This is a genomic window from Acidovorax sp. BL-A-41-H1 (assembly GCF_051942715.1).
Genome location: NZ_JBPVJQ010000003.1, coordinates 176,229 through 202,713 on the forward strand (window position 1 = coordinate 176,229; position 26,485 = coordinate 202,713).

The following is a 26,485-nucleotide window of genomic DNA, read 5'->3' on the forward strand; positions in this document are numbered from 1 at the left end:
AGGCCCTACACCGCAGCGGCCACCAGCCCCGCCCCATGCCCGCGGGTGAAGGCTTCTTCAAACACCGAATAGCCCGACCAGTCGCTGTGCGCGAATGCCAGTCGTGCGGTGGCGGGCGTCGGCAGGGGTGCCATTCGCTCTCCATTTGATAGCGTTCTGGCATTATTCTGCCTGGGCTTGAGGCCAATTTGACTCAAAAATGCCTGCGTACCGGGCACCGGGATGGCCATGGCATGGCCGTAACGGGTGATCTCGATGCGGGTGACGCGATCGCGCAGGTCGGGGTGGGGCACGGCCAGCGCGGCCAGTGCCGCTTCGGCCCAGTGCTGCCACGGCTGGGTGGCCAGTTGCTGGCGGCCATCGGGCACGTCGCCCAGGGCCTGGTAGTAGCTGAGCACCGTAGGGCCGGCCAGGGTGGCACGCACGTCCAGCCGCTGGTGGCCCGCGTCCACATAGCCCAGGCCGCCTGCGGTGGGGTCGGCATACAGGACGTTGTCCCAGGCGGGGGCGGCGCCGGGCCGGTCGGTCAGCGGGGCGCGGATGTGCATGTTGGCCACCAGCCAGGGGGCGGTCTGCAGGCGCTGCGCGGCGGCGGCCAGGAATACGGGCGGGCTTTGCACCACGCGCGCGGCCACCCACACCGGCAGCGCCACGATGCAGCGCGGGGCCTGCCAGCGCTCCACATTGCCCGTGGCGTGGTTGAGCGCATCCACCTCCACGCCGTGGCGGCCTTCGGTGATGCGGAGCACGCTGGTGCCGGTGCGCAAGTGCCCACCTGCGCGCAATGGTGCCGCCAGCTGCGCCGTGATACAGCCGTTGCCCTCGGGCCAGGTCAGCACGCTTTCGCGGGCTTCGTCCACGGCGTCGCCGGGGGCATGAAAGCCGTGGCGGCTGGCAAAGTAGTGGATGCCCGCCCAGGCTGACACGCGCGCCGTGCCGGCGCCGTAATCGTCGCGGCAGCAGTAGTCCAGGTACCAGCGCAGGTGTTCGTCGTCCAAGCCTTGCTGCGCCAGCCATTGCGCAAAAGTGAGAGCGTCCAGCGCCTGATGGGATTGCGCCAGCGGCTGTTTGGAGCCCCAGAGTTTGAGGGCGGGCATGGCAAAGCGCGCTGCGCGGCTTTCGGCGTCCACCGCCTGCGCAAACCGGCGGTACTGGGCCAGTGTGGCGTCGCCCACGCCGTGCACAGGGAGCAGGCCCTCCTGCCACTCGCCATCAAAGAACAGGCGCTCTTGCGGGCTGTGGCAAAGGTGGCGTTCGTCATATTGCCAGCGCCCGGCCACGCGCTGGCGCAGGCCCAGTTCTTCCAGCAGGTCCTGCACCTCGCGGGCGTCGTCGCCCGGCACGGGCAGGTAGTGCGCGCCCAGCGGGCAGGTGATGCCGCTCACCGCCCCGCCCCGGCTGTTACCACCGGCGGTGTCTTCCAGCTCCAGCAACGCAAAGTCATCCACCCCCGCCAGCCGCAGCGACCGCGCCGCCGCCAGCCCGGCCACGCCGCCCCCGGCGATGATGACCTGCGCCCGGCGGACCACAGCGGGCGCGGGGATGGTGCCGCTTTTGAGCAGGTCGCGCAACGCGTGGCCGCGCTCGATGTTCACGCCGGTGAAGCCGCCTTGCAGCTCGCGCGGCGCGTCGTCGCACCCCGGCAGCAGCACAGCAGTAGCTGCCGAGGCGGCGGCGGTGGCCAAGAATTGGCGGCGCTGCATGGTGTCAGTGCATCTGGGTGTATGCAACGCCTGCGCCGCTGGCGACCGGCGCGGCCCAGACCAGCGGGCCCCGCGCAAGGGCCGCAAAGCCGCCTTGGCGGCGCTTCGCTGGCGTGCGCTGGGGGCGTCCCCCAGCCCGCTGCGCGCAGCGCTGCAAGAGCGGGGGGAAGACGCGAAGCGGCTCAGGGGGGTGTCGCATCTAGTTTTTTCCCCACTCGCGTTCGTAGGTGTGTACCAGCGCCTGGTTCGACAGCCGGTTCACATCCGCCGGCACCCGCGCCATGTCACGCGGGAAGTCGAACAGCAGGGGCAGCGTGTCGGGCGTCAAAAATCGCAGGTCGCCGGGCAGCGCATCGGGCAGGCGCCAGGGGCGGTGGCTGGCGATGATGAAGCCCCACTCTCCAAAGCTGGGCACATGCGCGTGGTACGGCGCCGTACGCAGGCCCACCGATTCGATGGTTTCGGGCACCGTCCAGTAGCTCTTGCGTGCCACCAGGGGCGATGTGGTCTGCACCACCGCGTAGCCGCTGGCCGCCAGACGGCGGTCGAGCAGGGCATAGAAACTGTTGGTGTACAGCTTGCCGATGGAAAAGTTGGTGGGGTCCGGAAAGTCCACCACGATCACGTCAAAGGTGTCTTCTGGCGTGCCCTGCTGCAGCCAGCCAAACGCATCGGTGTTGACGATCTTCACCCTGGGGTTTTGCAGCGCGTGGCCGTTGAGCGCGGCCAGGGTGGGGTTCTCGCTGAAGATGCGCGTCATGGCCGGGTCCAGCTCCACCAGGGTCACCGACTCGACCGAGGGGTACTTCAGGATTTCGCGCACGGCCATGCCGTCGCCGCCGCCCAGTACGGCCACGCGTTTGGGCGCGCCGTGTGCGGCCATGGCCGGGTGCACCAGGGCCTCGTGGTAGCGGTACTCGTCGCTCTGCGCAAACTGCAGGTTGCCGTTCAGGTACAGCCGGTGCCCCGCGCGTCCGTGCGTGACCACGATCCGCTGGTAGGGCGACGCGGTGCTGAAGATGATGCGGTCCTGGTAAAACTTGTCTTCGGCAAAGGTCGTGATGTGGTCGGCCCCGGCCAGCGCTCCGAGCAGGATGCCCAGCACCATCACACACGCCGCCACATGCGCCTTCAGCCGCCGCAGTTCATGCCGGAAGAGCCACACCGCCCACAGCGCCACCGCGGCATTGAGCACGCCGAACACCAGCCCCGTGCGGATGAGCCCCAGGTGCGGCACCAGCAGCAGCGGAAACGCCAGCGACACCGCCAGCGCGCCCAGGTAGTCGAACGTGAGCACCTGCGAGACCAGATCGCGCAGCGCCACGTTGCGCTTCAGGATGCGCATCACCAGCGGAATCTCCAGCCCCGCCAGCATGCCCACCACAAACACCATGCCGTACAGCAGCAGCCTAAAGGCACCCGGCGCATACGCGTTGGCCAGAAACAGCGTGGCCGGCAGCAGCCCGCCGACCAGCGCCACCATCAGCTCCACACGGAGGAAGTGCGCGGGCAACTGCCGCTCAAAGTACCGCGACAGCCATGAGCCCACGCCCATGGCAAACAGATAGGTGCCGATGATGGTGGAGAACTGCAGTACCGAATCGCCCAGCACATACGACGCCAGCGCGCCCGCCGCCAGCTCGTACAGCAGCCCGCAGGCGGCCACCACGAAGACGCTGAAGAGCAGCGCGATTTCGATGGGGCGGGGACCGGTGGCCCCGGGCGCTGGGAGATCGAGAACGGAAGACGCACTTCTTGCCCCAACGACCTCCGCGCCAGAGTCAGGACGCTCTGAATAAGTCATGCTTGAGAGGGGCTGGTTGGGTATGCTTTAGGCAACTTTTGCAATCTATCCAATATAAGTCATTGATTTTTAAGGGAAAAACAATTCTTATTGGATGAGAGATTGGATAAAAAAACAATTAAACAATGATGCTATCCAATCGTTCAGGGTCCCGAGGATCATGGTTTGCGGCGCCAAAGCGCGGCGTTCGTAGCCCCGCCGACGTTCTCTATCAATTGTTCACGCGCCATGTCCTGCAACAGGTTCTTGATGTAAACCTTGCGGCTGTATTCCGAAGAGATTGATGCTGGCAGTTTAGGGAGCAGCATGGCATTGATCTTGGCCCGGCGTTGGGGGCCCAGAGCAAGGAGTTCGAGCACCAGTGCCTTGTAGTGCGTTGCGTCCAGCCCCTTTTGCTCCAGATACTCGATCTCCTGTCCGGTTGCGACTGCAACCTGTGCCGAGATGCGCAACTTCGGGCTACGGCCTTCCACCAATTGCAGCGAACGCAGATGTCGCTGCTGCGAAGTCGCGATGGGACGACACTTTTGCACCCGGTCCAACAGCAAAGCGTCTTCCAGTGTGAGTTCTGTGTGGGTCATCAACGTCTGTACGTAGCGCTCATCCAGCGTGCGCCCCCAGATGGTCACACTGACGGAAGATGGCTGCTCTGCCAATTCGAAATCGGGCAGTGGGAAAAAGCGCTCGCGCTGAATGCGGAACATGTCACGCACTCCACGGTTCAACGTCTCCATGAGATCCATCTCGACCATGGCGTTGGCCAGGCAGGCATTCCGGTAGCGCTGCTCAGGCTGGCGGGCGGCCAGCACTTTTTCCACTGAACCCGGAAGAAAAGCGCCCAGGTTGAAGAACCGCAGCGCATCAGGGCTTTCGGTCACGCGAATGCGACCACCTAGGCTGTAGTCCTGGTGAGCAACGCAGTTGTGCAACGCCTCGCGGATGACCCAATCGTCGTAGTTGGGCAGGTTCAACGGCGCAGTCTGGCGCGGCGGCAGCAGGTTTATCTGGATAACGCGCACGCGTGCCACCAGCGTATCGATGGCGAGTAGCAGGGGAAGATCGTAATGTTCGTGCGCCTGAATATTTCCGGTGTGATCTTCAAGCACCCAACTGATGCGTGGCGTGGGGCCACCCAGCAAAGCGGCGGCTTCTGGCTTGCCCAGTAATACCAGTGCGGCACGTGTCAGTTGCCCATGGACAGCCAGACGCAGCCCGTGCATCCAATCCACGTCGGACTGGCTGGTCATTCGCTCGATCAAATGGGGCTGAGCGGCATGCCGCCGGGCGTACAGCTGGCGGGCACGAGCGATAGCGGCGGGGCTTAACAATGACCAATCATCTGTGACCACATTGGCCGACCAGTCTTGCAGCGCTGATTGAGCGCGCAGGCTATCGAGCTTGTGAAGGGCCAGCGCACCCAATGATTCACCGGCACGCCCCCAGAAGTGCCCCTTCCAGGCGACGGGCATGCCGGCGGGCGCAGCAGGGATGCGCCATAAGAGAGCACGCTCGCCGCCCTCCAGCACAACCAGTGGATCGCCCAAAGCCACGCTGGGTGTGGTGTGGGCAGCAATCGCCTGCTTGATTGCATTCACTTCGCCTGGGCTGCGTGCGTAGTCTGTGCCGAGCACCGGACGCAGACCGGTTTGCGGATCAATGGCATCGCTCACGCCAAATACAAGCCAGCCCGCGTCGCGTCGCGCCAGATTTGCTTCGTTGGCCAGGGCCGATACGTACTGGCCGAGATCGTTCAGATTGAAGGTACTGCGTGCGCGCTTGAACTCCAGCCATTCTGTTTCGGACGGCATGGACCGCCACTGCGCAAGCAATGTGGAAGCTTCGTGCATGAACTCAGACCGATTCGGCAGCTTAGATCGAGACCGAATCTCGCTCACATACCGGGGCGTGGATGGCCGAGTGCCACCTAAGGCGCTGACAAAAGAAAGAAACGCGGGGCTTTGCAGCAGTGGAGTCAGCCATCAATGTATTGCCGCCGCCACGATGATGCTGATGCCCAGGCACATCGCCGCCACCACCATGGCCAGCGCCTTGTTCTGCTTTTCCACGATCTCTCGCCACAGGTCATACGGCGTGATCTTGTCGATGATGATGAACGCCACCCAGAAGATGATGATGCCCATCAGCGCGTACAGCAGGGTGCCGCCGATGGACAGGGGGTGGAGCCATTCGAATTTGGTCATGCTGTTTTCCTGTGAGTTCGGGGGTTGTCGACGTCATTTGTGGCTGCCGCCGGATGAATACCCGCCGTACGAGCCGCCAGAGCTGCGGTAGCTCGACGATGACGACGAACAATTTTCAACCTGCGGGTCGCAGCGCGAGCAGCGGCTGAGCAAGAGCAGCAGGATCAGGATGATGACCGCAATCAGCACGATGGTGCCGCAGCCCATGCCCTTGGCGGCCACGAAGGGGCCGGGGTCGTCGCGCTGCAGCACGTCTTTTTTGTCCTGCAGATTGAAGGCCTTGACCACGGCGTCACTGGCGATCTTGTCGCCGGCCGACCAGGTGACTTCGGTAGGGCTTTGTTCCAGCGAGAGCACGCCCTTGCTGCTGGCAAAGTCGCGGTTGCTGGTTTTTTGCCCGCGGTGTACCTGCCAGTAGAACTCGCCCAGCACGTAGGTGGTCTCGGCCGTGTAGCTGTATTTCTGCTCGTACTTGGTGCCCATGTACGTGGCGGTACGGCCGTTGGACGCCAGCTGCGGAGCACCCGTGGTAGGGCGCACCATGCTCCAGCCTTCTTCCGAATCGACCAGAAAGGCGAAGCCGCGCTTCTGGTTGTAGAGCAGGTACTCGCTCCAGCCGAAGTGCTCATCGTCCCCCGGCGACACACCCATGCGGTGCTGAAACCCCACCACCTGCCAGTGCACGCCCTGCAGCTGGCCCTTGCTGCCCAGCGGAATGATGGGGCGCACGGGTTCGTCCTGCTCGGCCGAGCGCAGCTCGCCCCCCACGCCACTGCTGATGTCAATGACGCTGGCGCACGAGCCGCAGGTGATGCTTTTGGTGGTGGCCAGCTGCACCTGCACGGGCGCGCCGCAGTGCGGGCAGTTGAACTGGCGGCCTTTTTCTTCCTTGGCCGATTCGTCTTTGAGGCCCTGGAGCTTGAGGTCTTCCAGCAGCACGGATTTGCCGCGCTCTACCTGCGGCGGCTGGCGGCTGTACTCGATGCTGAGGACTTCGCCATCGGCGCTGCGCAACTCGACCATGTCGAACGGGTGGCCCAGCGGCGGCAGCTTGGGCAGTTCGCCCTGGGCGGACATGAGCGATGCCTGGCCGGTGGAGGCCACGCTGTAGGGCTTGCCGTTGATGGCGGTGGTGGCGCCCAGGCGGAAGCGCGCGGCCTCGGGCAGCTCGCGGCCGGGGTTGATGGGCCGGGTGAAGACGTAGGAACCGTTGTCCTCGCCCAGCGTGGCCATGGTGCCGTCGTCCAGGAAGGCGGCCCATTCGGTCCACACGCCGGCATCGCTCTTGTATTGCAGGCGGCCGACGAGGGTGAAGGGCGTGTCCTTGCCATCGAGCGTGATGCGCCCGCTGGCCATGAGCTGCAGCGGGCTGTGGTCGTCGAACAGCTCGGCCATCTTTCCCAGCCGCGTGAGCACGTCGCCGTTGCGCACCACCGTGCTCTGGCAGTAGCCGCACACGGCGTGGGTCGACTGCGCGCTCTTGAATTCGACAGGCGCGCCGCAGCCCGGGCAGGGCGCCCGGTAGTAACGCTGGGTGGGTTCGGATGCCATCAGGGGCAGCTACCGTGCGCGCGCAGGGCGTTTTGAAGCCTTTTTGGCTTCTGGCGCTCGTCCCTCAAGCGCAGGCAGCTATTATTTTTATAGTGTCAGGTCAGATCAGCTTCTTGAGCAGCTCGGACTTCTTGGCGTCGAACTCTTCCTGCGTGAGGATGCCCTTGGCCTTGAGGTCGCCCAGCTTTTCCAGCGTAGCCATCACGTCTTCGGGCTTGACGCCCAGGGGCGCGGCGGCCGCCTGCGCTGCTGCCGCCGCAGCGGGCGCCACGGGGGCCTGCAGGCCTTGTGCCAGGTTTTGCGCCAGCACCTGGCCCAGCGCCACGCCGGCGCCGAGGCCCATGGCGTCACCGGCAATGCCGCTGCCGCCGCCCGCGCCGCCTTCGGCAAACTTCGGGATCGCCTGTGCCGTCTGGTACTGCATGAACTTGGCCATGTCGTTGCCGACCATGCCCATGCCGATCTTCTGGTCCATGATCTTCTGCAGCTCTTCGGGCAGCGAGACGTTCTGTACCGTCATGCCTTCCAGTTGCAGGCCGATCTTGGCGAACGCGGGGGCCAGTTCCTTGGCCAGCGCGTCGGCAAACATCACCTGGTTGGCAGCGAGGTCGAGGAACGGCAGGCCGCTGCCGGCAATGGCGTTGCTGATGTTCTGCAGCACCAGGCCGCGCAACTGGCCTTCGAGGTCGCCCACGGGGTAGCTCTCGCGCGTGCCCGAGATCTCGGTGTGGAACAGCTTGGGGTCGGCAATGCGGAAGGCGTAGTTGCCGAACGCGCGCAGGCGCACGGCACCGAAGTCCTTGTCGCGGATGGTGATGGGCTGGGGCGTGCCCCACTTCTGGTCGATCTGCTGGCGCGTGCTGAAGAAGTACACGTCGCTCTTGAAGGGGGACTCAAAGAGCTTGTCCCAGTTCTTGAGGTACGTGAGCACCGGCAGGGTCTGCGTGGTGAGCTTGTGTGTGCCCGGGCCAAAGACGTCGGCCACCTGGCCTTCGTTGACGAACACGGCCATCTGCGACTCGCGCACCACCAGCGTGCCGCCGTTCTGGATTTCCATCCCGCTCATCGGGAAGCGCCAGGCCAGCGTTCCGTCGCTCTCCTCCGTCCACTGGATGATGTCTATGAACTGTTTCTTGATGAAGTCCATGAGGGCCATGTGTGCTCCGCTGAAGTGAAAGGAGAGGTGACGGAAAAAAGCGAGCGACCATCATAGCAATGGGGGCTTTGCACGCCGCGTTTTTTATGGCGGCCCGCGTGGACGAGGCGCCCGGCCCGCTGAACGGTCGCGGAACCTGTGGCGCGCATCCCACTGCGCATGCTGCGGCAGCGGGCTATGCGGCCGTTAGCGAGGATCAATTGGCCTTTGTTATTGCGAATCATTATCATTGAATTAGTCCTCGCGCCACCACCTCGGCGCGCAGCCCCGCACCGATACCGCAAGGAGCCCGCCATGACCCGCATCCGCCACGCCGCCCGCCAGAACAAGACCATGCTGATGAAGACGGGCAGCTACTACGTGATCCACATCGGCGTGGCCGCCATGGTGGCCTACGCCGTCACCGGCAACCTTTGGGCGTCGCTCACGCTCAGCCTGCTGGAGCCCACGGTGCAGGCGGTGGCGTTCTTCTTCCATGAAAAGGCCTGGGACCGGGCCGCCAAGCGCAAGGCAGCAGCAGCCGCTGGCATGTCAGCCGATGGGCCCGTGGCCCAGCCGGCCTGAACTCAGCACCGCTGTTCCCCTTCACCCCGCACCACACCCCATCACTTCAGGAGACTCACCATGTACAGCATCCCCCTGCACAGCCGCACCGCAGCAGGCTTGGCGTTTCAGAAATGGCTGGTGCGCCGCCTGGCGGGAATGGCCAGCACGGGGTAGGGTCTGAACCAAAGCGTTCACGCTGAGCCTGTCGAACCGCCGCGCTGCCCTTGGCAAAACACCTATGCCGCTGCAGGATGACGGCCATCCCGGCAAGTCGCCGGGTGACCGGGCTGCATCGCCTCCGTTGAGGCCACGCCCCTCAGGCCTTCATATCCAGCAGCGAGCCCATTATCTGAGATTCGGTTTTCACAACCTGCAGGTTGGCCTTGAAGGCGTAAGTGGCGGCCATCTGCTCCACGGCTTCTTTCTCCAGCGCCACCCCTTCCGCAGCCTGCTCGCGCTGCACGGTGGCACGCACCCCCGCAGCGTCGGCCGCAGCTTCCTGCGACACCACCTGGCGGCGGTAGTTGGGCGTGTTGGCATTGGCCACGTTGTTGGCCGAGGCATCCAGCCGCATCTGTGCAGCCTGCATGCCGGACGCGCCGATCGAGGAGATGCTGGTGGCCATGGTGTGCTCCGCTTCAGGAAGGGTGGGTGAGAAAGCGAATTGTCTGCCTGCCCGGCGCCCGCGGCAAGGCCGCTGGTCAACCGCCATGCGCGCGCGTCAGGCATTGCGCAAACGCCTGGGCGGCCCGCGTGGGCTGGGGGGACTTGCGCAGTACGCTCACAAACTGGCAGGGGTAGAAGAACTGGGCCGGCTGCACCGCCTGCATCAGCCCCTGGCGCTCGAAGCCCTCGGCATAGTGGTCAGGCAAAAAGCCCAGGTACCGGCCCGACAGGATCAGTGTGGCAATCGACTCCTGATCAAACCCCGTGGCCTTGCGCGGCAGGCGGGCGCTGTGGCTCAGCTCCATGTTGGGCGAGTGGTAGCCCAGCCCGGCAAACTGGTAGGCGCGCAGGGCGTCCCAGGTGAGCTGGGCGCGGTCCGTGCCAAACAGCGGGTGGCGCGCGCCGCAGTACAGCAGCATGGTTTCGGTGAACAGGTTGGCGTACACCAGGCTTTGGGAGCTGCGGTGCGCCGGGATGATGCCCACCTGGAAAGTGCCGTCGATCAGCCCGCGCTCGATGGCGGGGATGCTGGCCACGTGCATCTGCAGGCTGACCTCGGGCGCCTGCGCTGCAAAGAGCGCAATCGCATCGCCGATGTGCGCCGCCGGGTTGCTGGCGGTTTTGTCGAACACGGCCACATCCAGCCGCCCGCCCATGCGCTGGTGGATGTCGTCGATGCTGCTGCGAAACGTGTCCACCGCCGACAGCAGGCGCAGGGTCTCGTCGTACACGCGCTGGCCCTCGGGCGTGAGCGCAAACCCCGCCCGCCCGCGCCGGCACAGCGTGAGGCCCAGGCGGGTTTCCAGGTCTTTCATGTGGCGGCTGACCGTGCTGGTGCCGATGTTCAGCTCCAGTTCGGCGGCCGACATGCCGCCGCATTCGGCCACGGCCTTGAAGACCTGCAAGAGCCGCAGGTCCATATCGCTGAGCTGGCCGAGCACGGCGCGGTGCTTCGATGCGGTGACAGCAGAAGGCGCGGGAGTGGCTTTTACTTGCATGAATCGTCAAGTAAACATTGATATTGGAGTATTTGAGAGATTAACACCCGGCGCAACAATGCCCCCACGCCCAACCCGTGCGTAGGGGCGTACACCTGTTTCCTGCCGCTCTGCATTGGAGAACCCCCATGAGCTTCGTCAACATCGAAAAACCCGCCGCCGGCGCCGAAGGCCCCCGCATGGACGCCGAGTGGCTGGAGGCGCACTGGATGCCTTACACCGGCAACCGCCAGTTCAAGGCCAACCCGCGCATCATCGTGGAGGGCAGCGGCGCCTACTACACCGACTCCGAAGGCCGCAAGATTTTTGACGGCCTCTCGGGCCTGTGGTGCGCGGGCCTGGGCCACGGCCGCCGCGAGATCGCCGAAGCCATCGGCAAGCAGGCGATGAAGCTCGATTACGCGCCCGCCTTCCAGTTTGGCCACCCCCTGTCGTTCGAGCTGGCCAACCGCGTCAAAGAACTGATGCCTGCAGGCCTTGACTACGTGTTCTTCACCGGCTCCGGGTCGGAGTCGGCCGATACGTCGCTCAAGATGGCGCGCGCCTACTGGCGCAATAAGGGCCAGGCCAGCAAGACGCGCCTGATCGGCCGCGAGAAGGGCTACCACGGCGTGAACTTTGGCGGCATCTCGGTGGGCGGCATCGTGGCCAACCGCAAGATGTTTGGCCAGGGCATCGAGGCCGACCACCTGCCCCACACGCAACCGCCCGCAGGCTCGTTTTACAAGGGCATGCCGCCCACGGGCAAGGAGCTGGCCGACCGCCTGCTGGAAGTGATTGCCCTGCATGATGCCAGCAACATCGCGGCCGTGATCGTCGAGCCGTTCTCGGGCTCGGCCGGCGTGGTGATCCCGCCCGTGGGCTACCTGCAGCGCCTGCGCGAGATCTGCACGCAGAACAACATCCTACTGATTTTCGATGAAGTGATCAGCGGCTTTGGCCGCAGCGGCGCCTGGACCGGGTCCGAAGCCTTCGGCGTGACGCCCGACATCCTGAACTTTGCCAAGCAGGTCACCAACGGCGTGCAGCCGCTGGGCGGCGTGGTGGCCACCAAGGAAATCTACGACACCTTCATGGCCGCGGGCGGCCCCGAGTACATGCTGGAATTTGCGCATGGCTACACCTACTCGGCCCACCCCGTGGCCTGCGCGGCGGGTATTGCGGCGCTCGATATCCTGCAAAAGGAAGACATGATCGGCCGCGTGAAGGCGCTGGCACCGTATTTCGAGCAGGCCGTGCACAGCCTCAAGGGCGCCAAGCACGTGGCCGACATCCGCAACTTTGGCCTGGCTGCAGGCTTCACGATTGCGCAGGTGCCCGGCGAGCCGGCCCGCCGTCCGTACGAGATCGCCATGAACTGCTGGAAAAAGGGGTTTTACGTGCGCTACGGTGGCGACACCATCCAGCTGGCACCCCCCTTCATCAGCACGCAGGCGGAGATCGACCGCCTGGTGAATGCGCTCGGCGATGCGCTGAACGAAGTCAACTGACCTCGGGGCGTCCTCACATCTCCTCACGGCATTCGCATGCACATCTCCATCCTCACGTTCGACGGTTTCAACGACCTCGATTCGCTCGTGGCCTTCGGCATGCTCAACCGCATCGCCCTGCTGGGCGATACCGACTGGAAGGTGCGCATCGCCAGCCCCACGCCGCGCGTCACGTCCATGAACCGCCTGACCATTGACGCGCATGAAGACCTGAGCCAGCTGGGCGAGGCCGATGCGGTGCTGGTGGGCAGCGGCATGAAGACGCGTGAGGTAGCCAACAGCTCGGCTCTGATGGCGCAGCTTGGCGTGCTGAACCCCGAGCGCCAGTTGCTCGCCGCGCAGTGTTCCGGCACCTTCCTGCTGGGCCGCCTGGGCCTGCTGGGTGGTGTGCCGGCCTGCACCGACCTGACCAGCAAGCCCTGGGTGGTGGAGTCCGGCGTGGACGTGGTGCCGCGCGCCTTTGCCGCCCGCGGCAACGTGGCCACGGCGGGCGGGTGCCTCGCGTCGCAGTACCTGGTGGCGTGGCTGGTTGCGCGCCTGAAGGGGCTGGACGCCGCGCGCGAGGTGCTGCACTACTTTGCCCCGGTGGGCGAGAAGCAGGAGTTCATCGACCGGGCGCTGGGGCATGTGTTGCCCGCATTGCCAGCGCTTGCAGAGACGGCTTGATACTACTATTTTGATAGCACTACAGGCAATAAATACATCGACATTCGGCACTTTTGACCAGAAAACGACCATGAACCACGACAAGAACGTCACTTCCACCATCGGCCACCTGATCGACGGCCAGATCGTTGCCGACACCGCGCGCACGCAGCCGGTGTTCAACCCCGCCACGGGCCAGTCCACTACCAGCGTCGCGCTGGCAAGCCAAGCCACGGTCGAGGCGGCCATTGCCTCGGCCGAAGCCGCCTTCCCCGCTTGGCGCAACACGCCGCCCTTGAAGCGTGCGCGGGTGATGAGCAAGCTGAAAGTCCTGCTCGAAGAAAACGCCGACAAGATCGCCGCCCTGATCACCGCCGAACACGGCAAGGTGCTGGCCGACGCGCATGGCGAGTTGCAGCGCGGCATCGAGAACGTGGAATACGCGAGCTACGCGCCCGAGCTGCTCAAGGGCGAGCACAGCCGCAATGTCGGGCCTTCGATTGATTCGTGGTCCGAGTTCCAGGCGCTGGGCGTCACGGCGGGCATCACCCCCTTCAACTTCCCGGCCATGGTGCCGCTCTGGATGTGGCCCATGGCCGTGGCCTGCGGCAATACGTTTGTGCTCAAGCCATCCGAGCGCGACCCCAGCAGCACGCTGTTCATCGCCCAGCTGGCGCTGGAAGCCGGCCTGCCACCGGGCGTGCTGAACGTGGTCAACGGCGACAAGCTGGCGGTCGATACGCTGCTGCGCGACCCGCGCGTCAAGGCAGTGAGCTTTGTGGGCTCCACGCCCATTGCCGAATACATCTACAGCGAAGGCTGCAAGCACGGCAAGCGCGTGCAGGCCCTGGGCGGTGCCAAGAACCACGCCGTGCTGATGCCCGACGCGGATGTGGACAACGCCGTGAGCGCCTTGATGGGCGCAGCCTACGGCTCCTGCGGCGAGCGCTGCATGGCCATCCCGCTGCTGGTCGCCGTGGGCGACGAAGTGGGCGACGCCGTGATTGCAGGTCTCAAGACCGAGATCGCCAAGATGAAGGTCGGCCCCGGTACCGACAACAGCCACGACATGGGCCCGCTGGTGACCAGGCCGCACTTCGAGAAGGTGAAGGCGTATGTGGACAGCGGCGTGGCCGAAGGCGCCACCCTGGTGGTGGATGGGCGCGGCGTGAAGGTGGCGGGCCACGAAGAAGGCTACTTCCTGGGCGCCTGCCTGTTTGACAACGTCCAGCCCGGCATGAAGATCTACCAGGAAGAAATCTTCGGCCCCGTGCTGGGCGTGGTGCGCGTGAAGACGCTGCAAGAAGCCATGCAGCTCATCAACGACCACGAGTACGGCAATGGCACCTGCATCTTCACCCGCGACGGCGAGGCCGCTCGCTACTTCACCGATCACATCCAGGTCGGCATGGTGGGTGTGAATGTGCCCCTGCCCGTGCCGGTGGCGTACCACTCGTTCGGCGGCTGGAAGCGCAGCCTGTTCGGCGACCTGCACGCCTACGGGCCGGACGCCGTGCGCTTCTATACCAAGCGCAAGACCATCACGCAGCGCTGGCCGAGCGCCGGTGTGCGCGAGGGCGCGGTGTTCAGCTTCCCGAGCAGCCGCTGAGCCGCCGGGTCGGCGCATCACGTGCCGGGCACTCCCGGCATTGCACGCCCCATGGCCCTTGCGGCCCTGGGGCGTTTGCCTTGGTGGCGGTGCCGCACTGCCGCCAGCCAGTCAGAATTTGATCGCCATGATTGGTGTGCATAAGGTCATCACACATCCACCTGTGTAAGCAGATTCGCTTACTAGGGTTTTCACGACCGCGACCCTACAATCGCAGACCCTCAGAACGTGTTTACGACCTTTTCAGGGCCGCGCAAGTCCCTTGCCGGGATGGGATGCAAGGCGCGGTGCGCAGTGGATAGCCTGGCTATCCACAAGAGCTGCAACGCCGCAGACCGCCCGGCAAGGCACTTGCCCGAAGGGTTGGAGTGAAATCGGGCGATTGGACGCCTCGGCTGCTTGCATGGGCACGAGCCCATGCGGCGCATCCGAAGCATCCACTCATCCCGATTGCATTCCAACGCGGCCCCGAAAAGATCGCAAACACGTTCTTAACGCTGACAGCCCGCACGCAGCCGTTGCGCACGGTCGTGCACTACATTGAGTTGGAGACACTGAATGCCCGAGAACACCCCGGCCCAGAACAACAACAACGACTCCGACAAGCGCGCCCAGTTGCGCCGTGCCGCTCTCGAGTACCACGAGTTTCCAAAGCCCGGCAAGCTGTCCATTGCCCCGACCAAGCAGATGGTGAACCAGCACGATCTGGCGCTCGCCTACTCGCCCGGCGTGGCGGCCCCTTGCGAGGAAATCGTCAAAGACCCGGCCAACGCCTTCCGCTACACCTCGCGCGGCAACCTGGTGGCAGTGATCACCAACGGCACCGCCGTGCTGGGCCTGGGCGACATCGGCGCGCTGGCCTCCAAGCCAGTAATGGAAGGCAAGGCCGTCCTGTTCAAGAAGTTCGCGGGCGTTGATGTGTTCGACATCGAGATCGACGAGAAGGACCCGCAAAAGCTGGTGGAAGTGATCGCCGCGCTGGAGCCGACCTTCGGCGCGGTCAACCTTGAAGACATCAAGGCCCCCGACTGCTTCTACGTGGAGCGCGAGCTGCGCAAGCGCATGAAGATCCCGGTCTTCCACGACGACCAGCACGGCACGGCCATCACGGTGGCGGCCGCCATCGTCAATGCACTCAAGGTTGCCAACAAGAAGATTGAAGACGTCAAGCTGGTGACCAGCGGCGCGGGCGCAGCGGCGCTGGCCTGCCTGAACCTGCTGCTCAAGGTGGGCATCCAGCGCAAGAACGTGTTTGTGACCGACCTGGCCGGTGTGGTCTACGAAGGCCGCGAAGAACTGATGGACGACGACAAGCGCCAGTTCATGCAAAAGACCGACGCCCGCAAGCTGGCCGAGGTGATGGTGGGCGCCGACGTGTTCCTGGGCCTGTCGGCCGGCAACGTGCTCAAGCCCGAGATGGTGGCCACCATGGCCGAGCGCCCTGTGATCTTCGCGCTGGCCAATCCCAACCCCGAGATTCTGCCCGAGGTGGCGCACAGCGTGCGCAGCGACATCATCATGGCCACGGGCCGCTCGGACTATCCGAACCAGGTCAACAACGTCCTGTGCTTCCCGTACATCTTCCGCGGCGCGCTCGACTGCGGCGCGACCACCATCACCGACGAGATGGAAATTGCGGCCGTGCACGCGATTGCCGAGCTGGCCCAGGCCGAGCAGAGCGAAGTGGTGGCCGCGGCCTACGTGGGCGAAAAGCTGACGTTCGGCCCCGAATACCTGATCCCCAAGCCGTTCGACCCGCGCCTGATGATGAAGATCGCGCCGGCCGTGGCGCAGGCCGCCATGGACAGCGGCGTGGCCCAGCGCCCCATCGCCGACATGGACGCCTACCGCGACCGTCTGCAGACATTTGTGTACGCGTCGGGCACGACGATGAAGCCCATCTTCGACGCCGCCCGCAATGCCGCGAAAAAGCGCGTGGCCTATGCCGAGGGCGAAGAAGAACGCGTGCTGCGCGCAGCCCAGATCGTGGTGGACGAGCGCGTGGCCCGCCCCACGCTGATCGGCCGCCCGGCCATCATCGCCCAGCGCATCGAAAAGTTTGGCCTTCGCCTGAAGGAAGGCGTGGACTACGACGTGGTCAACACCGATTTTGACCACCGCTACCGCGACTTCTGGCAGACCTACCACCGCATGACCGAGCGCAAGGGCATCACCCAGCAGGTCGCCAAGATCGAAATGCGCCGCCGCCTCACGCTGATCGGCTCCATGATGCTGCACAAGGGCGAGGTCGACGGCCTGATCTGCGGCACTTGGGGCACCACGGCCAACCACCTGATGTACATCGACCAGGTGATCGGCAAGCACGCACGCGGCGCCGAAAGCACCGCCCAGGACGTGCCGGTGTATGCCTGCATGAACGGCCTGATGCTGCCCGGCCGCCAGGTGTTCCTGGTGGACACCCACGTCAACTACGACCCCAGCCCGCAGGAGCTGGCCGAGATCACCGCGCTGGCCGCGGAGGAAATGATGCGCTTTGGCATCAAACCCAAAGCCGCGCTGCTGTCGCACTCCAACTTTGGTACCAGCAACAACCCCAGCGCCGTCAAGATGCGCCAGACCCTGGAACTGCTGCGCCAGCAGGCCCCGTGGCTGGAAGTGGACGGCGAAATGCACGGCGACGTCGCCCTGGACGGCAAGGCGCGCGCCGCCCTCATGCCCGCCAGCGAGCTGACTGGTGATGCCAATCTGCTGGTGTTCCCCAACATCGATGCGGCTAACATTGCATACAACCTGCTCAAGACCGCAGCGGGTGGCGGCATTGCCATCGGGCCGGTGCTGCTGGGCGCCGCCAAGCCGGTGCACATCCTGACGCCGAGCGCCACAGTGCGCCGCATCGTGAACATGACAGCACTCACCGTGGCGGATGCGAACGTTTCGAGATAAGCCACTTTAGGATAGCAAGCACTAACTTAAGTGCCTGCTTTCCCCTTCAGCGTCTGCCCAATCTTTGTGCAGACGCTTGCTTTTTGGGGGACGTTGAGCGACACTAGCGGCTCGAAATTTCGGGTTAACCCGTAGGTTTCTGAACGCTGGACTTATGCCAACAAGGGTGCATGGAGTGCGTTTTGGAGAACAAGCGACCTGCCTGTCCCTAACTGCATAAGTCGTGTGAAAGGTTCGTTGATGCTGAAGGCTATGGCCACCCGGGCGCGCAAGGCAGGGGTTTTGTGTGTGCTGGGTGTTGCATTCGCGCTGTCGCAAGGCGCGGTGTACGCCCGCCCCAACCCGTCTGGCGAAGGTTCCATCTCCCCCATTGCACTGGCCGAGTTGCCGCCCCAAGGGCGTGCGACGTACGCGCTGATCCATGAGGGCGGGCCCTTTCCGTACGAAAAGGATGGCACGGTTTTTGGCAATCGCGAACGGTTGTTGCCCGGCAAGCAGCGGGGCTACTACCGTGAATACACCGTCAGAACGCCAGGGTCGCGCAACCGGGGAGCCCGGCGCATCGTGTGCGGTGGCAAACCCCAGGTTCCGGATGTTTGCTACTACACCAGCGACCACTACGCCAGTTTTCGCGAGATCGTTAAATGAACCCCGTCGCGGCGCAAGCAGGCCCGGATCGCTCTGGCAGCGACCGCCGCACCCGGTTGATGAATTTTCCACCCGCAGGCCGCCCGATGCTGGCTTGCGAAGTGTCCAAGATGCCCCCGATTTGTGGACTTAATATAGAAAGAGTAGCGGAGATGCAGACGCCACTTCGTAGTAAAGACCTGGAAACGCCGCTTCGCGGCGTTCGCACCAACATCGTGCAGTCCATTCGCGCCTTCCGCGTGCAGGACCTGCAGGATGCCGCGACATCCATGGGTCATCACTTCCTGTATGCCAATCTGGCCCACGCACAGTCCAAGCAGGATGTGCTGGACCTGATCGCCGCGCAGTTCACCTTCCCGTCGCACTTCGGCAAGAATTTCGACGCGCTGTATGACTGCATGACGGACCCGTTGCACAAATCGGGCCCGCAGCCCGGTTTCATTGTGGTGCTCGAACAGATCCCGGCCACGGGCAAGTTCGACAAGGAAGCACGCGAGCAGCTGCTCGACATCTTCCGCGACGCAGCGGACTACTGGGGCGATCGCAAGATACCGTTCCGGTGTTTCTATTCTTTTCTGTAGCCCGTTCTGCATCCACCAGCCAAGCAGAACGGGCGAACGAGGCTACTACCGGCACCAGCAGCACTAGCGGCGGCGCCCTAGGTATCGCGATCAGTACAGAAGAAGGCGGCGAGAAGATGCCGACCGACAAGCTCGTCGACGTCTCGCCGATGGCGCTGCGCATGAGCAGCCCTTTCAATGCCAGTTACTGGCTGAGCGCCGCCTGAATTCGGTGGCATCCCCCTGAGGCGCTTTGCGCCTTCCCCCTTCTCTCTGCGCGCTTCGCGCTCCGGGAAGGGGGACGACACCAGCGCGGCGGGGCGGCCCTTGCGCGGTGTCTCTGGCCTTGGGGCGCGCCAGTATCGGGCTTTTTTGGCAAAATCGGGCGCTAGCGCTCGGTTTGATTGGCCTGATAGCTATTGAATAAATAGCAAACCATCTGATTGGCGGGGTGGGCTGCTGGCTCTGTAATGAAGCCTGATTTGCTCCGCACGATGCACCTCCCCGCATGGCCGCTGCGTCCGTAGGGTTTCAGCGCTCAGGCCCTCAAGCGCGCACCCCACACTCACTTCCCCACCAGCTCAGCCGCAAGCCTGCGCCAGCGCCACGTATTCGGCCACGGGCACTTCTTCGGCGCGGCGCTGGGTGTTGAATTCGCCGGCAAAGCCGCGCGCTTCCAGCCAGCGGCCCAGGGTGTGGCGCAGCAGTTTGCGGCGCTGGCTGAAGGCGACCTGCACCAGTTCTTCCAGCAGCGGCAGCGACACCTGGGCAGGTTCAGCGCGAGGCACCATGCGCACCACGGCGCTGTCCACGCGGGGGGGTGGGTCAAAGCTTTCGGGGGGCACGAACAGCACGTTTTCCATGGCGTAGCGCCACTGCAGCATGACTGACAGGCGGCCGTAGTCGCCGGTGGCGGGGCTGGCCACCATGCGGTCGATCACTTCCTTTTGCAGCATGAAGTGCTGGTCTTCGACCACGGCCACATGGTCCAGCAGGTGGAACAGGATGGGCGTGGAGATGTTGTAGGGCAGGTTGCCCACCACGCGCAGTTTGAGATCGGGCTGGCTGGCCTTTTCGCGCAGGGTGTGTGCCAGCGCGGTGAAATCGACCTTGAGCACGTCGGACTCGATCACGTCGAGCTGCCCGTGCAGGCGCAGGCGCAAGGCGAGGTCGCGGTCGAGCTCGATGACCGTGAGGCGCCCCACGCGCTCCACCAGGGGCTGCGTCAGAGCCGCCAGGCCAGGGCCGATCTCCACCATGGGCTGGCCCGGGCGCGGGTCGATAGCGTCGACGATGCCGTCGATGATGCCGCGGTCCGACAGGAAATGCTGGCCGAAGCGCTTGCGGGGTATGTGTTTCAACGGGCGGCCCTGGCGGTGCGTGTCGTGTTCATTGCGCGCGGTGTGCTGGTCACTGCGGCGGATCGCGGTACTCGACGTACGCCCGGCCACGCACTTCCTGCGCCCAGGTGGCATAGGCCTCGTCCAGTTTCTTCTCGCGCACGGTGCTGCGCACCATTTCGCGCTGTTCACGCTGCGTGAGCTTGGCCTCGCGCCGCTCCATCAGCTGGATCAGGTGCACGCCAAAACGCGAGGCCAGGGGCTCGCTGATCTCGCCGGGCTTGAGGGCATTGAGGGCCTGCTCGAACTCGGGCACGTAGCGGCCGGGGCTGGCCCAGCCCAGGTTGCCACCTTCCTTGGCGCTCCCGTCTTGCGAATGCTCGCGCGCCAGTGCCGCAAAGTCGGCCTGGCCCGCCAGCACGCGGCGGCGGTAGTCGGCCAAACGGGCGGCGGCGGCGGCGGTTTCCGACAGCTGCGGGCCCGTGCGCAGCAGGATATGGCGGGCGTTGTTCTGCACCACCGTGGTGGGCATGCCGGCGCTCACGCGCTCGACCACCTTCAGCACATGGAAGCCCGCCGGCGAACGCACCGGGCCGACGATGCTGCCCACGGGCTGGCCGAGGGTGGACGTGACGAACAGCTCGGGGTAGCGATCGGCCGGGCGCAGGCCCAGGAGGCCGCCGGCGCGCTGGCCTTCGGGGGCGTCCGAGAACTCGCGCGCCACGTTGGCAAAGTCTTCACCGCTGCGGGCCTTGTCGGCGGCGCGCTGTGCCTTGGCCTGGCGCTCTGCCACCACCGCCTGCGAGGCGTTTTCGGGCACCAGCACGAGCACATGGCCCAGGTTGATTTCCATGGCCGCCACGTCGGTGCCCTTTTCCTGATCGCGCAGGAACTGGTCGATGTCCTGGTCGGTCACCTTCACGCGCGATTCGACCTCCCGCTCGCGCAGCTTTTGCTGAAGCAGCTGGTTGCGCAGCTCTTCGCGGAAACGCTCGCGGCTCATGCCGTCGCGCCCAAGGCGCCGGTACAGCTCGTCCACCGACATGCTGTTTTGCTTGGCCACCAGCTCTTCGGCCTGCGTCACGGCGAAGTCGTCCACCTTGATGCCGGACTCGCGGGCCAGCTGCAGCTGGGCGCGCTCCAGGATGATCCGCTCCAGCACCTCGCGCGCCAGCAGATCACGCGGGGGCATGGTGCCGCCCTGCTGGGCCAGCTGCGCTTCGGCACGGGCCAGACGCGAGCGCACTTCGTTGTTGGTGACGGGCTCGGAATTGACCACCGCCACGATGAAATCGGCCTGCCGCGGAGCGGTGGAGACCGGCGCGTTGGCCGCAGGCACGCTGACCGACGGGCCCGGCGCAGGCCGGGCGAAGCCCCCGCCAGCGGGTGCGGCACCCGACGGACGAAGCCCCTGCGCCGCAGCGCCCTGCGAGACGACAACGGCGGCCAGGGCTGCAGCGATGGCAAGAGCAAATGCGCGGTGTTTCATCATGGTGTGTGGCATGGGGTACGGTCTGGCGTTTGCAGCGGAATCAGGGGCGAAACAATGGCCGACGTGGGGCGTGCAGTGTGCGGCATGCGAGCGGTCTTCTTCACACGGGCTCACTCGTAGTTCGAGAACCGGCTGGGCGCTGGGCCCGGCTCGCGCAGGTACTGGTAGCGCGGCACGTGCTGCTTGAGCGTTTCCAGGGGGCTGGCCCCCAGGCTCAGGCGCGAGAAGCCGACGAACTCGATCTGGAACAGCAGCCGCGTGTTAGAGGTGGTCACGCTGCTTTGCAGGCGCTCGAGCACCACGCGGCCGATCCAGCAGCAGCTGTCGTATTCAAAGCCCACGATGGTATCCACCAGCTTGCGGTCCTGCAGGCTGTAGTTGAGGCGGCCCACGGTGTACCAGCGGCCACTGCCCTGGGCCTTGCTGCCACGCCCGGCTTCGGCGGATGAGCCCTTGTCGCCGCCCCACAGCGCGTCCAGCGGCCATTGCCAGCCGATGTCGATCTGCTCGCTGGTGCCGCTTTGCAGGCGGTAGGCCGCGCTGATGGTGCGGTAGCTGCCCGGCGTGTAGCGCGCGCCGATGGTCGAGCGGATCGAGCGCCCCGTCTTGGGGTTGTATTGCACGGTCGAATCAAAGCCCCACTGCGGCGTCCAGGTGATGCCGGCACCCAGCAGCAGGTCGGACAAGCGCTCGCTCACCGGCGCAGCGCCGGGCAGCGTCACGAGCTGGTCGGAAAAGCGCAGCCGCTGGGCGATGCCAAAGCGCGCGGCCTCAGCGCCGGTGGCGGGGTCCAGCAGCCGGGTCGAGACACCCAGCGTGAGCAGGTTGTTGTCAGCCAGGCGGTCGTTACCGCCAAAGGCGTTCTCGGTGTAGATGGTTGCAAAGTTGAAGTCGTTGGCGGCCGTGTCATACACCGGCAGGCGGCTCTGGTCGCGGTAGGGCGTGTACGTGTAGAAGGCCCGCGGCTCCAGCGTCTGCAAGAAGGCCCGGCCAAAGTAGCTGGCATCGCGCTCGAACACCAGCCCGCTGTCCAGGCTAAACGTGGGCAGCGCCCGCGCCGCGGAACGGTCGCCGTTGGCCAGCGGCGTATCGAACTGATACTGCGTGGCATGCACCTGCATGCGCGGCGTGATGAAGCCACCCGGCGACAGGAACGGCCGGCTCACCTGCGCCATGGCGTAGCTGCGGTGGGCGTTGGGCTGGCCGGTCAGCGCGCGGGCTGCCTGAAAGCGCGTGGTGTCCAGCTCCACGCTGGCATCGAGTCCGCCGCCCAGTTGCGACGGGGCATAGCGCCACTGCAGTTGCGGCAGCCGGTCGTACGGCGGGACGATGGGCGCGTTCACGTCCTGCAGCGTCTGCCACTTGAGCGTGCGCACCGTGGCCGACATGTCGTTGGCGCCCCAGGACAGCGTGGCGTCGCCCGGCAGCAGACGCTGGCGCAGCGCTTCGGAGGCCCGGCCAAAGTCGCGCCAGTAGTTGTCGTCGCTCACGCGGTTGACGTTGATGTTCAGGCCCAGCCCGCCGATGTCGGTGGCGATGGTGCCCTGGTGCTGCGCCGACACGCTCCAGCGCGTGCGGTCGCGCAGGCGGTCCGACGGCATCACGTCGCCGCTGAACTGGCCGCTGTAGGTGGGCTCCAGGTAGCGGAATTCGCCACCCAGGTTCGCCCCGCGCTTGGTCATGAGTGCGGCGCGCAGCGTGGCATCGCGGTTGGGTGCGATGTTCCAGTAATACGGCTGCATGTAGGCCACGCCATCGCGGCTGTCGAGCCCGATGGTGGGCGGCAGCAGGCCCGACTTGCGCTTGTCCGACAGCGGGAAGGTGATGTACGGGATGGGGAGCACCGGCACACCCTTGAACTCCAGCACCGCGTCTTCGGCCGTGCCCACCTGTTCCTCGTTATCGAGGCGGATCGTGCCTGCGCGCAGCACCCAGTCGGGCTGCCAGCTGGCCTCGTTGCCGCGCTCGCAGGTGGTGTAGGTGGCGCTGTGCACCACGGCGCGGTCGCGGTCGATGAAATCGACCCGCGTGGCCTCGCCATGGGCGCCGTTGGCCAGAAACCGGTAGCGCGCATCGCTGAAAAAGCCTTCGAACGCATCCACGCGCAGCTCCAGCGCCGTGCCTTCGTACACGTTGCCCGCGCGGTTGATGCGCACCTTGCCCTGGGCGCGGGCCAGGTCGTCGGGCACGTTGTAGTCCAGCCGGTCGGCGCGGATCACGGTGTCGCCACGGCGCAGCTCGGCATTGCCTTCGATCACAGCGTTCAGGTCGGTCTGGCCGCTCACGCGGTCGCCGCGCACGAACACCGGCAGCTGCGAGCGCACCGCGTCCGGGATCTTCTCCTGCAGCAGGGGCGATGTGCGCAGCGCAGGCGCGGCGTCCCAGCCGCTGGCAGCCGGGGCACCGGCATCCTGCGCGTGGGCCAGCGGCAGGCCGCACCACGCCAGGGCCATGGCGCAGGCCAGGGCGCGCGGCACCGGCGGCCGGGCGCCTGCGCGCGTGGTTCCCCGGACGGGCAAGGTCCGAAAGGAGGAAGACTGCGCGGTAGGAGGCTGGCGGCGGGGCACGTGGGGCGGATTGGGCAACAAAGGCAGAAGAGGCGGCACCCCTGCACGGCTGCGCGGGGGCGGGTTTGTAAAATCTGATTATCCATGAGCCACCCCTCCTCCCCCTTGCCCTCCGGCCTGCCTTCGGGCGACGCACCGGCCGCCCCTTCCCAAGCCCTGGTCACCTGGGCCGACCCGGCCCGCGAGGCGGCCTTCCATGCGTGGCTCGCGCCCCTGGCGCAAACGCACCAGCTGGTGCCCGCCACCCTGCGGCCTGCGTCAGCCGATGCGAGCTTCCGGCGGTACCTGCGCATTGACAGCGCCACAGGCGAAAGCCGGATCATCATGGATGCGCCTCCCGACAAGGAGAACTGCGCGCCCTTCGTGCAGGTACAGGCGCTGATGGCAGGCGCAGGCCTGAACGTGCCGCAGATCCTGGCGTGGGACCAGGCTGGCGGCTTCATGCTGCTGTCTGACCTGGGCAGCCAGACGCTGATCGAGCTGCTGGACCCCGAGCGACCCCAGGACGCCTACGCCTGGTACCAGCAGGCCACCGATGTGCTGCTGGCCTGGCAAAAGGCATCGCAGCCCGGCGTGCTGCCCGCGTACGACGAAGCCCTGCTGCGCCGTGAGCTGGCGCTGTTTCCCGACTGGTACCTGGCCCAGCACCGCGGCGTGACGCTGGATGCCACGCAGCAGGCCACGCTGCAAAACGCGTTCAGCGCCATCGTGGCGCACAACCTGGCCGCGCCCAGCGTGTACGTGCACCGCGACTTCATGACCCGGAATCTCATGGCCCCCACGCTCCCCGCTGCGCGTGGTTCGCTGCCCCCCGAAGGGGCGCTCGCCGCCTTGGGGCGGCCCGGCGGCAGCTCGGATGGCGCCCGCAGCACCGCGCTGGGCGTGCTGGACTTCCAGGACGCCGTGTACGGCCCCATCACGTACGACATCGCCAGCCTGCTGCGCGATGCGTTCATCAGCTGGGAAGAAGAATTCGTCATCGACATTACCGTGCGTTACTGGGAAAAGGCGCGCAAGGCCGGCCTGCTGGGCGCGAACAGCGCCAGCGGCTGGGGCGATGACTTTGGCGAGTTCTACCGCGCGGTGGAGTGGATGGGCCTGCAGCGCCACCTCAAGGTCGCCGGCATCTTTGCCCGCCTGACGCTGCGCGACGGCAAGCCCAAGTACCTGGCCGACGCGCCGCGCTTCATGGGCTACATCCGCGCCACGGCCAACCGCTACCGGCAGCTCGGGCCACTGCTCAAGATGCTCGACCAGATCGAGGGCACAGAGCCCGTCACGGGCTTTGCGTACGGCCGCATGTAATGGGTCCGCAAGCCCTGCAGCAGCCGCTGCAAGGCGTTTTTGAGCCAAACCGGGCTGTAGTGCTTGATTCATCATGCCCAACAGCTATCACATTAATAGCAAATGCCCCGTTTTCACTGCCCCGCACTCCTGGCCACAGGTTCCGAGCTGGACCTACCCGCCAGCGCCGCGCGCCACGTACAGGTGCTGCGCCTGCAGCCGGGGGACACCATCACGCTGTTTGATGGCGGCCTGGTGCCTGGCAGCCCGGGGGGCGAGTTTGAGGCGACCGTGGTCCACATGGGCCGTAGCGATGTGCGCGTGCGCGTAGGCGCCCACCACGCCATCGACCGCGAGGCGCCCCGCGCCGTGCACCTGCTGGCCGGCATCACCGCCAACGAGCGCATGGACTGGCTGGTGGAAAAGGCCACCGAGCTGGGTGTGGCCAGCATCACGCCCCTGATGGCCGAGCGCAGCGTGCTCAAGCTCAAGGGCGAGCGCGCCGACAAGAAGATCGCCCACTGGCAGGCCGTGGCCGTATCGGCTGCCGAGCAATGCGGCCGCAACCGGGTACCGCTGGTGCACCCGGCGGTGGACCTGGCGGGCTGGGTGCGCCACCACGGCGCGGGTGCAGGCATCGATGCAGCAGATGCTGCGGATACCACCACGCCGCCCCAGCGCCTGCTGCTGTCGCTGCGCGCGGGCACGGTGCCGCTGCACGCGGCCGTGGCCGGCCAGGACGGGCGGGCGGTGCTGTTCCTGTCGGGCCCCGAAGGCGGCCTGAGCCCTGCCGAAGAAGCCCTGGCCACAGAGCACGGTTTTGCGCCCGTCACCCTGGGGCCGCGCGTGCTGCGCGCCGAAACCGCCCCGCTGGCGGCGCTGGCGGCACTCGTGCTGTCCTGACAGGGCGGCCCGCGGCGCCTGGCGCAGACCGCCGGAGTCCCGGGGGTTACAGCTTTCCCCCCTATGGATGGGTAGACGCAGCACACCAACTTCTGTATCGTCCCCAAGGGGCAACACTCGCGCGCTTTTCCCGTTCAGCCGGCTGCCGATGCGGCAGGGCTGTGAGATGCGCCCAGTGCGACCAGTGCGCCCGGCTACCCCGCCCTCCATCAGCGTCTCTGACGCCACACCTTCACCAGCCACTGCCATGTCAGCGCGGTACTGCCCGATCCCCTGCCCGGCGCCTTCGGCACGGGGGCAGCGTGCTGTGCGCTGCAGCGATGCGCAGCGCACCAGGGCCGCGCTTGACGAACCGGGTTGCCGCACTGCCCGCACCGCCGCCATCGCCCCAGCTGCACTGGCGTGCAACCTCGCCCCG

General features: G+C 65.8%; 21 protein-coding genes. 10 read left to right on the forward strand and 11 right to left on the reverse strand.

The features are described 5' to 3' along the window. Nucleotides 1-5 precede the first annotated feature (5 nt). The 6 genes from ACTPOI_RS01970 to ACTPOI_RS01995 all read right to left on the reverse strand — a co-directional run bounded on the left by ACTPOI_RS01970 (nucleotide 6) and on the right by ACTPOI_RS01995 (nucleotide 8,415). The gene (locus tag ACTPOI_RS01970; RefSeq protein WP_440105881.1) at nucleotides 6-1,703 is read right to left on the reverse strand and encodes an NAD(P)-binding protein; all 1,698 of its coding nucleotides are present in this window, start codon (nucleotides 1,701-1,703) and stop codon (nucleotides 6-8) included. A gap of 199 nt (nucleotides 1,704-1,902) precedes the next feature. Beyond that, the gene (locus ACTPOI_RS01975; RefSeq protein WP_440105883.1) at nucleotides 1,903-3,507 is read right to left on the reverse strand and encodes a polyamine aminopropyltransferase; all 1,605 of its coding nucleotides are present in this window, start codon (nucleotides 3,505-3,507) and stop codon (nucleotides 1,903-1,905) included. 158 nt (nucleotides 3,508-3,665) lie between these two features. Then, the gene (locus ACTPOI_RS01980) at nucleotides 3,666-5,354 is read right to left on the reverse strand and encodes an ATP-binding protein (RefSeq protein WP_440105885.1); all 1,689 of its coding nucleotides are present in this window, start codon (nucleotides 5,352-5,354) and stop codon (nucleotides 3,666-3,668) included. A 132-nt stretch (nucleotides 5,355-5,486) separates the two neighbouring features. Then, entirely contained in the window at nucleotides 5,487-5,708 is a 222-nt protein-coding gene (locus tag ACTPOI_RS01985) for a DUF350 domain-containing protein (protein WP_069104150.1), read from the reverse strand. Nucleotides 5,709-5,741: 33 nt separating this feature from the next. Then, nucleotides 5,742-7,259 carry a DUF4178 domain-containing protein gene (locus tag ACTPOI_RS01990; protein WP_440105888.1) on the reverse strand — a complete coding sequence of 506 codons (1,518 nt, stop codon included), beginning with the start codon at nucleotides 7,257-7,259 and terminating at the stop codon, nucleotides 5,742-5,744. Between the two features lie 100 nt (nucleotides 7,260-7,359). Beyond that, complete coding sequence (locus tag ACTPOI_RS01995; protein ID WP_440105890.1) at nucleotides 7,360-8,415, reverse strand: SPFH domain-containing protein; 1,056 nt, start codon at nucleotides 8,413-8,415, stop codon at nucleotides 7,360-7,362. A gap of 294 nt (nucleotides 8,416-8,709) precedes the next feature. Between ACTPOI_RS01995 and ACTPOI_RS02000 the strand changes: the two genes are divergently transcribed. Beyond that, nucleotides 8,710-8,979: a DUF2061 domain-containing protein gene (locus ACTPOI_RS02000; RefSeq protein ID WP_069104153.1), complete on the forward strand. Its 270-nt coding sequence runs from the start codon at nucleotides 8,710-8,712 to the stop codon at nucleotides 8,977-8,979. A 298-nt stretch (nucleotides 8,980-9,277) separates the two neighbouring features. Here the strand turns inward: ACTPOI_RS02000 and ACTPOI_RS02005 are convergent, their stop codons facing one another. Both ACTPOI_RS02005 and ACTPOI_RS02010 read right to left on the reverse strand, forming a co-directional pair. After that, nucleotides 9,278-9,586, reverse strand: a complete 309-nt coding sequence (locus tag ACTPOI_RS02005; RefSeq protein ID WP_440105893.1) for a flagellar basal body protein — start codon at nucleotides 9,584-9,586, stop codon at nucleotides 9,278-9,280. Between the two features lie 76 nt (nucleotides 9,587-9,662). Continuing rightward, a complete protein-coding gene (locus ACTPOI_RS02010; protein ID WP_440105895.1) occupies nucleotides 9,663-10,625 on the reverse strand; it encodes a LysR family transcriptional regulator in 963 nt (320 codons plus the stop codon). 128 nt (nucleotides 10,626-10,753) lie between these two features. On the opposite strand from ACTPOI_RS02010, the gene ACTPOI_RS02015 reads away from it, so the two are divergent. The 7 genes from ACTPOI_RS02015 to ACTPOI_RS02045 all read left to right on the forward strand — a co-directional run bounded on the left by ACTPOI_RS02015 (nucleotide 10,754) and on the right by ACTPOI_RS02045 (nucleotide 18,708). Next, complete coding sequence (locus ACTPOI_RS02015; protein WP_440105897.1) at nucleotides 10,754-12,115, forward strand: aspartate aminotransferase family protein; 1,362 nt, start codon at nucleotides 10,754-10,756, stop codon at nucleotides 12,113-12,115. Between the two features lie 36 nt (nucleotides 12,116-12,151). Continuing rightward, the gene (locus ACTPOI_RS02020; RefSeq protein ID WP_440105899.1) at nucleotides 12,152-12,781 is read left to right on the forward strand and encodes a DJ-1/PfpI family protein; all 630 of its coding nucleotides are present in this window, start codon (nucleotides 12,152-12,154) and stop codon (nucleotides 12,779-12,781) included. A 70-nt stretch (nucleotides 12,782-12,851) separates the two neighbouring features. Further along, nucleotides 12,852-14,369, forward strand: coding sequence for a CoA-acylating methylmalonate-semialdehyde dehydrogenase (locus tag ACTPOI_RS02025; RefSeq protein WP_440105901.1), 1,518 nt, complete (start codon nucleotides 12,852-12,854; stop codon nucleotides 14,367-14,369). Nucleotides 14,370-14,927: 558 nt separating this feature from the next. Beyond that, nucleotides 14,928-17,273: an NADP-dependent malic enzyme gene (locus ACTPOI_RS02030; RefSeq protein ID WP_440105903.1), complete on the forward strand. Its 2,346-nt coding sequence runs from the start codon at nucleotides 14,928-14,930 to the stop codon at nucleotides 17,271-17,273. Nucleotides 17,274-17,513: 240 nt separating this feature from the next. After that, nucleotides 17,514-17,921: a ribonuclease domain-containing protein gene (locus tag ACTPOI_RS02035; protein WP_440105905.1), complete on the forward strand. Its 408-nt coding sequence runs from the start codon at nucleotides 17,514-17,516 to the stop codon at nucleotides 17,919-17,921. 152 nt (nucleotides 17,922-18,073) lie between these two features. Beyond that, the gene (locus ACTPOI_RS02040) at nucleotides 18,074-18,502 is read left to right on the forward strand and encodes a barstar family protein (protein WP_069104160.1); all 429 of its coding nucleotides are present in this window, start codon (nucleotides 18,074-18,076) and stop codon (nucleotides 18,500-18,502) included. Beyond that, on the forward strand, nucleotides 18,481-18,708 hold the full coding sequence (locus ACTPOI_RS02045) for a hypothetical protein (RefSeq protein ID WP_440105907.1): 228 nt from the start codon (nucleotides 18,481-18,483) through the stop codon (nucleotides 18,706-18,708). Before ACTPOI_RS02040 ends, ACTPOI_RS02045 begins: the two co-directional genes overlap by 22 nt. A gap of 354 nt (nucleotides 18,709-19,062) precedes the next feature. On the opposite strand, the gene rsmA is transcribed toward ACTPOI_RS02045, so the two are convergent. From rsmA to ACTPOI_RS02060, 3 genes are all read right to left on the reverse strand, one after another. Further along, the gene (gene rsmA, locus ACTPOI_RS02050) at nucleotides 19,063-19,842 is read right to left on the reverse strand and encodes a 16S rRNA (adenine(1518)-N(6)/adenine(1519)-N(6))-dimethyltransferase RsmA (RefSeq protein WP_440105909.1); all 780 of its coding nucleotides are present in this window, start codon (nucleotides 19,840-19,842) and stop codon (nucleotides 19,063-19,065) included. Between the two features lie 49 nt (nucleotides 19,843-19,891). Beyond that, nucleotides 19,892-21,310, reverse strand: a complete 1,419-nt coding sequence (locus ACTPOI_RS02055) for a peptidylprolyl isomerase (protein WP_440108241.1) — start codon at nucleotides 21,308-21,310, stop codon at nucleotides 19,892-19,894. Between the two features lie 113 nt (nucleotides 21,311-21,423). Next, nucleotides 21,424-23,766 (reverse strand): LPS-assembly protein LptD, encoded by a 2,343-nt coding sequence (locus ACTPOI_RS02060; RefSeq protein ID WP_440108243.1) that lies wholly within the window; start codon nucleotides 23,764-23,766, stop codon nucleotides 21,424-21,426. A gap of 198 nt (nucleotides 23,767-23,964) precedes the next feature. Here ACTPOI_RS02060 and ACTPOI_RS02065 point away from each other — a divergent pair, with 198 nt between their 5' ends. Together ACTPOI_RS02065 and ACTPOI_RS02070 are read left to right on the forward strand one after the other, a co-directional pair. Beyond that, entirely contained in the window at nucleotides 23,965-25,185 is a 1,221-nt protein-coding gene (locus ACTPOI_RS02065; protein ID WP_440105911.1) for an aminoglycoside phosphotransferase family protein, read from the forward strand. Between the two features lie 102 nt (nucleotides 25,186-25,287). After that, entirely contained in the window at nucleotides 25,288-26,067 is a 780-nt protein-coding gene (locus tag ACTPOI_RS02070) for a 16S rRNA (uracil(1498)-N(3))-methyltransferase (protein WP_440105913.1), read from the forward strand. Nucleotides 26,068-26,485 lie beyond the last annotated feature (418 nt).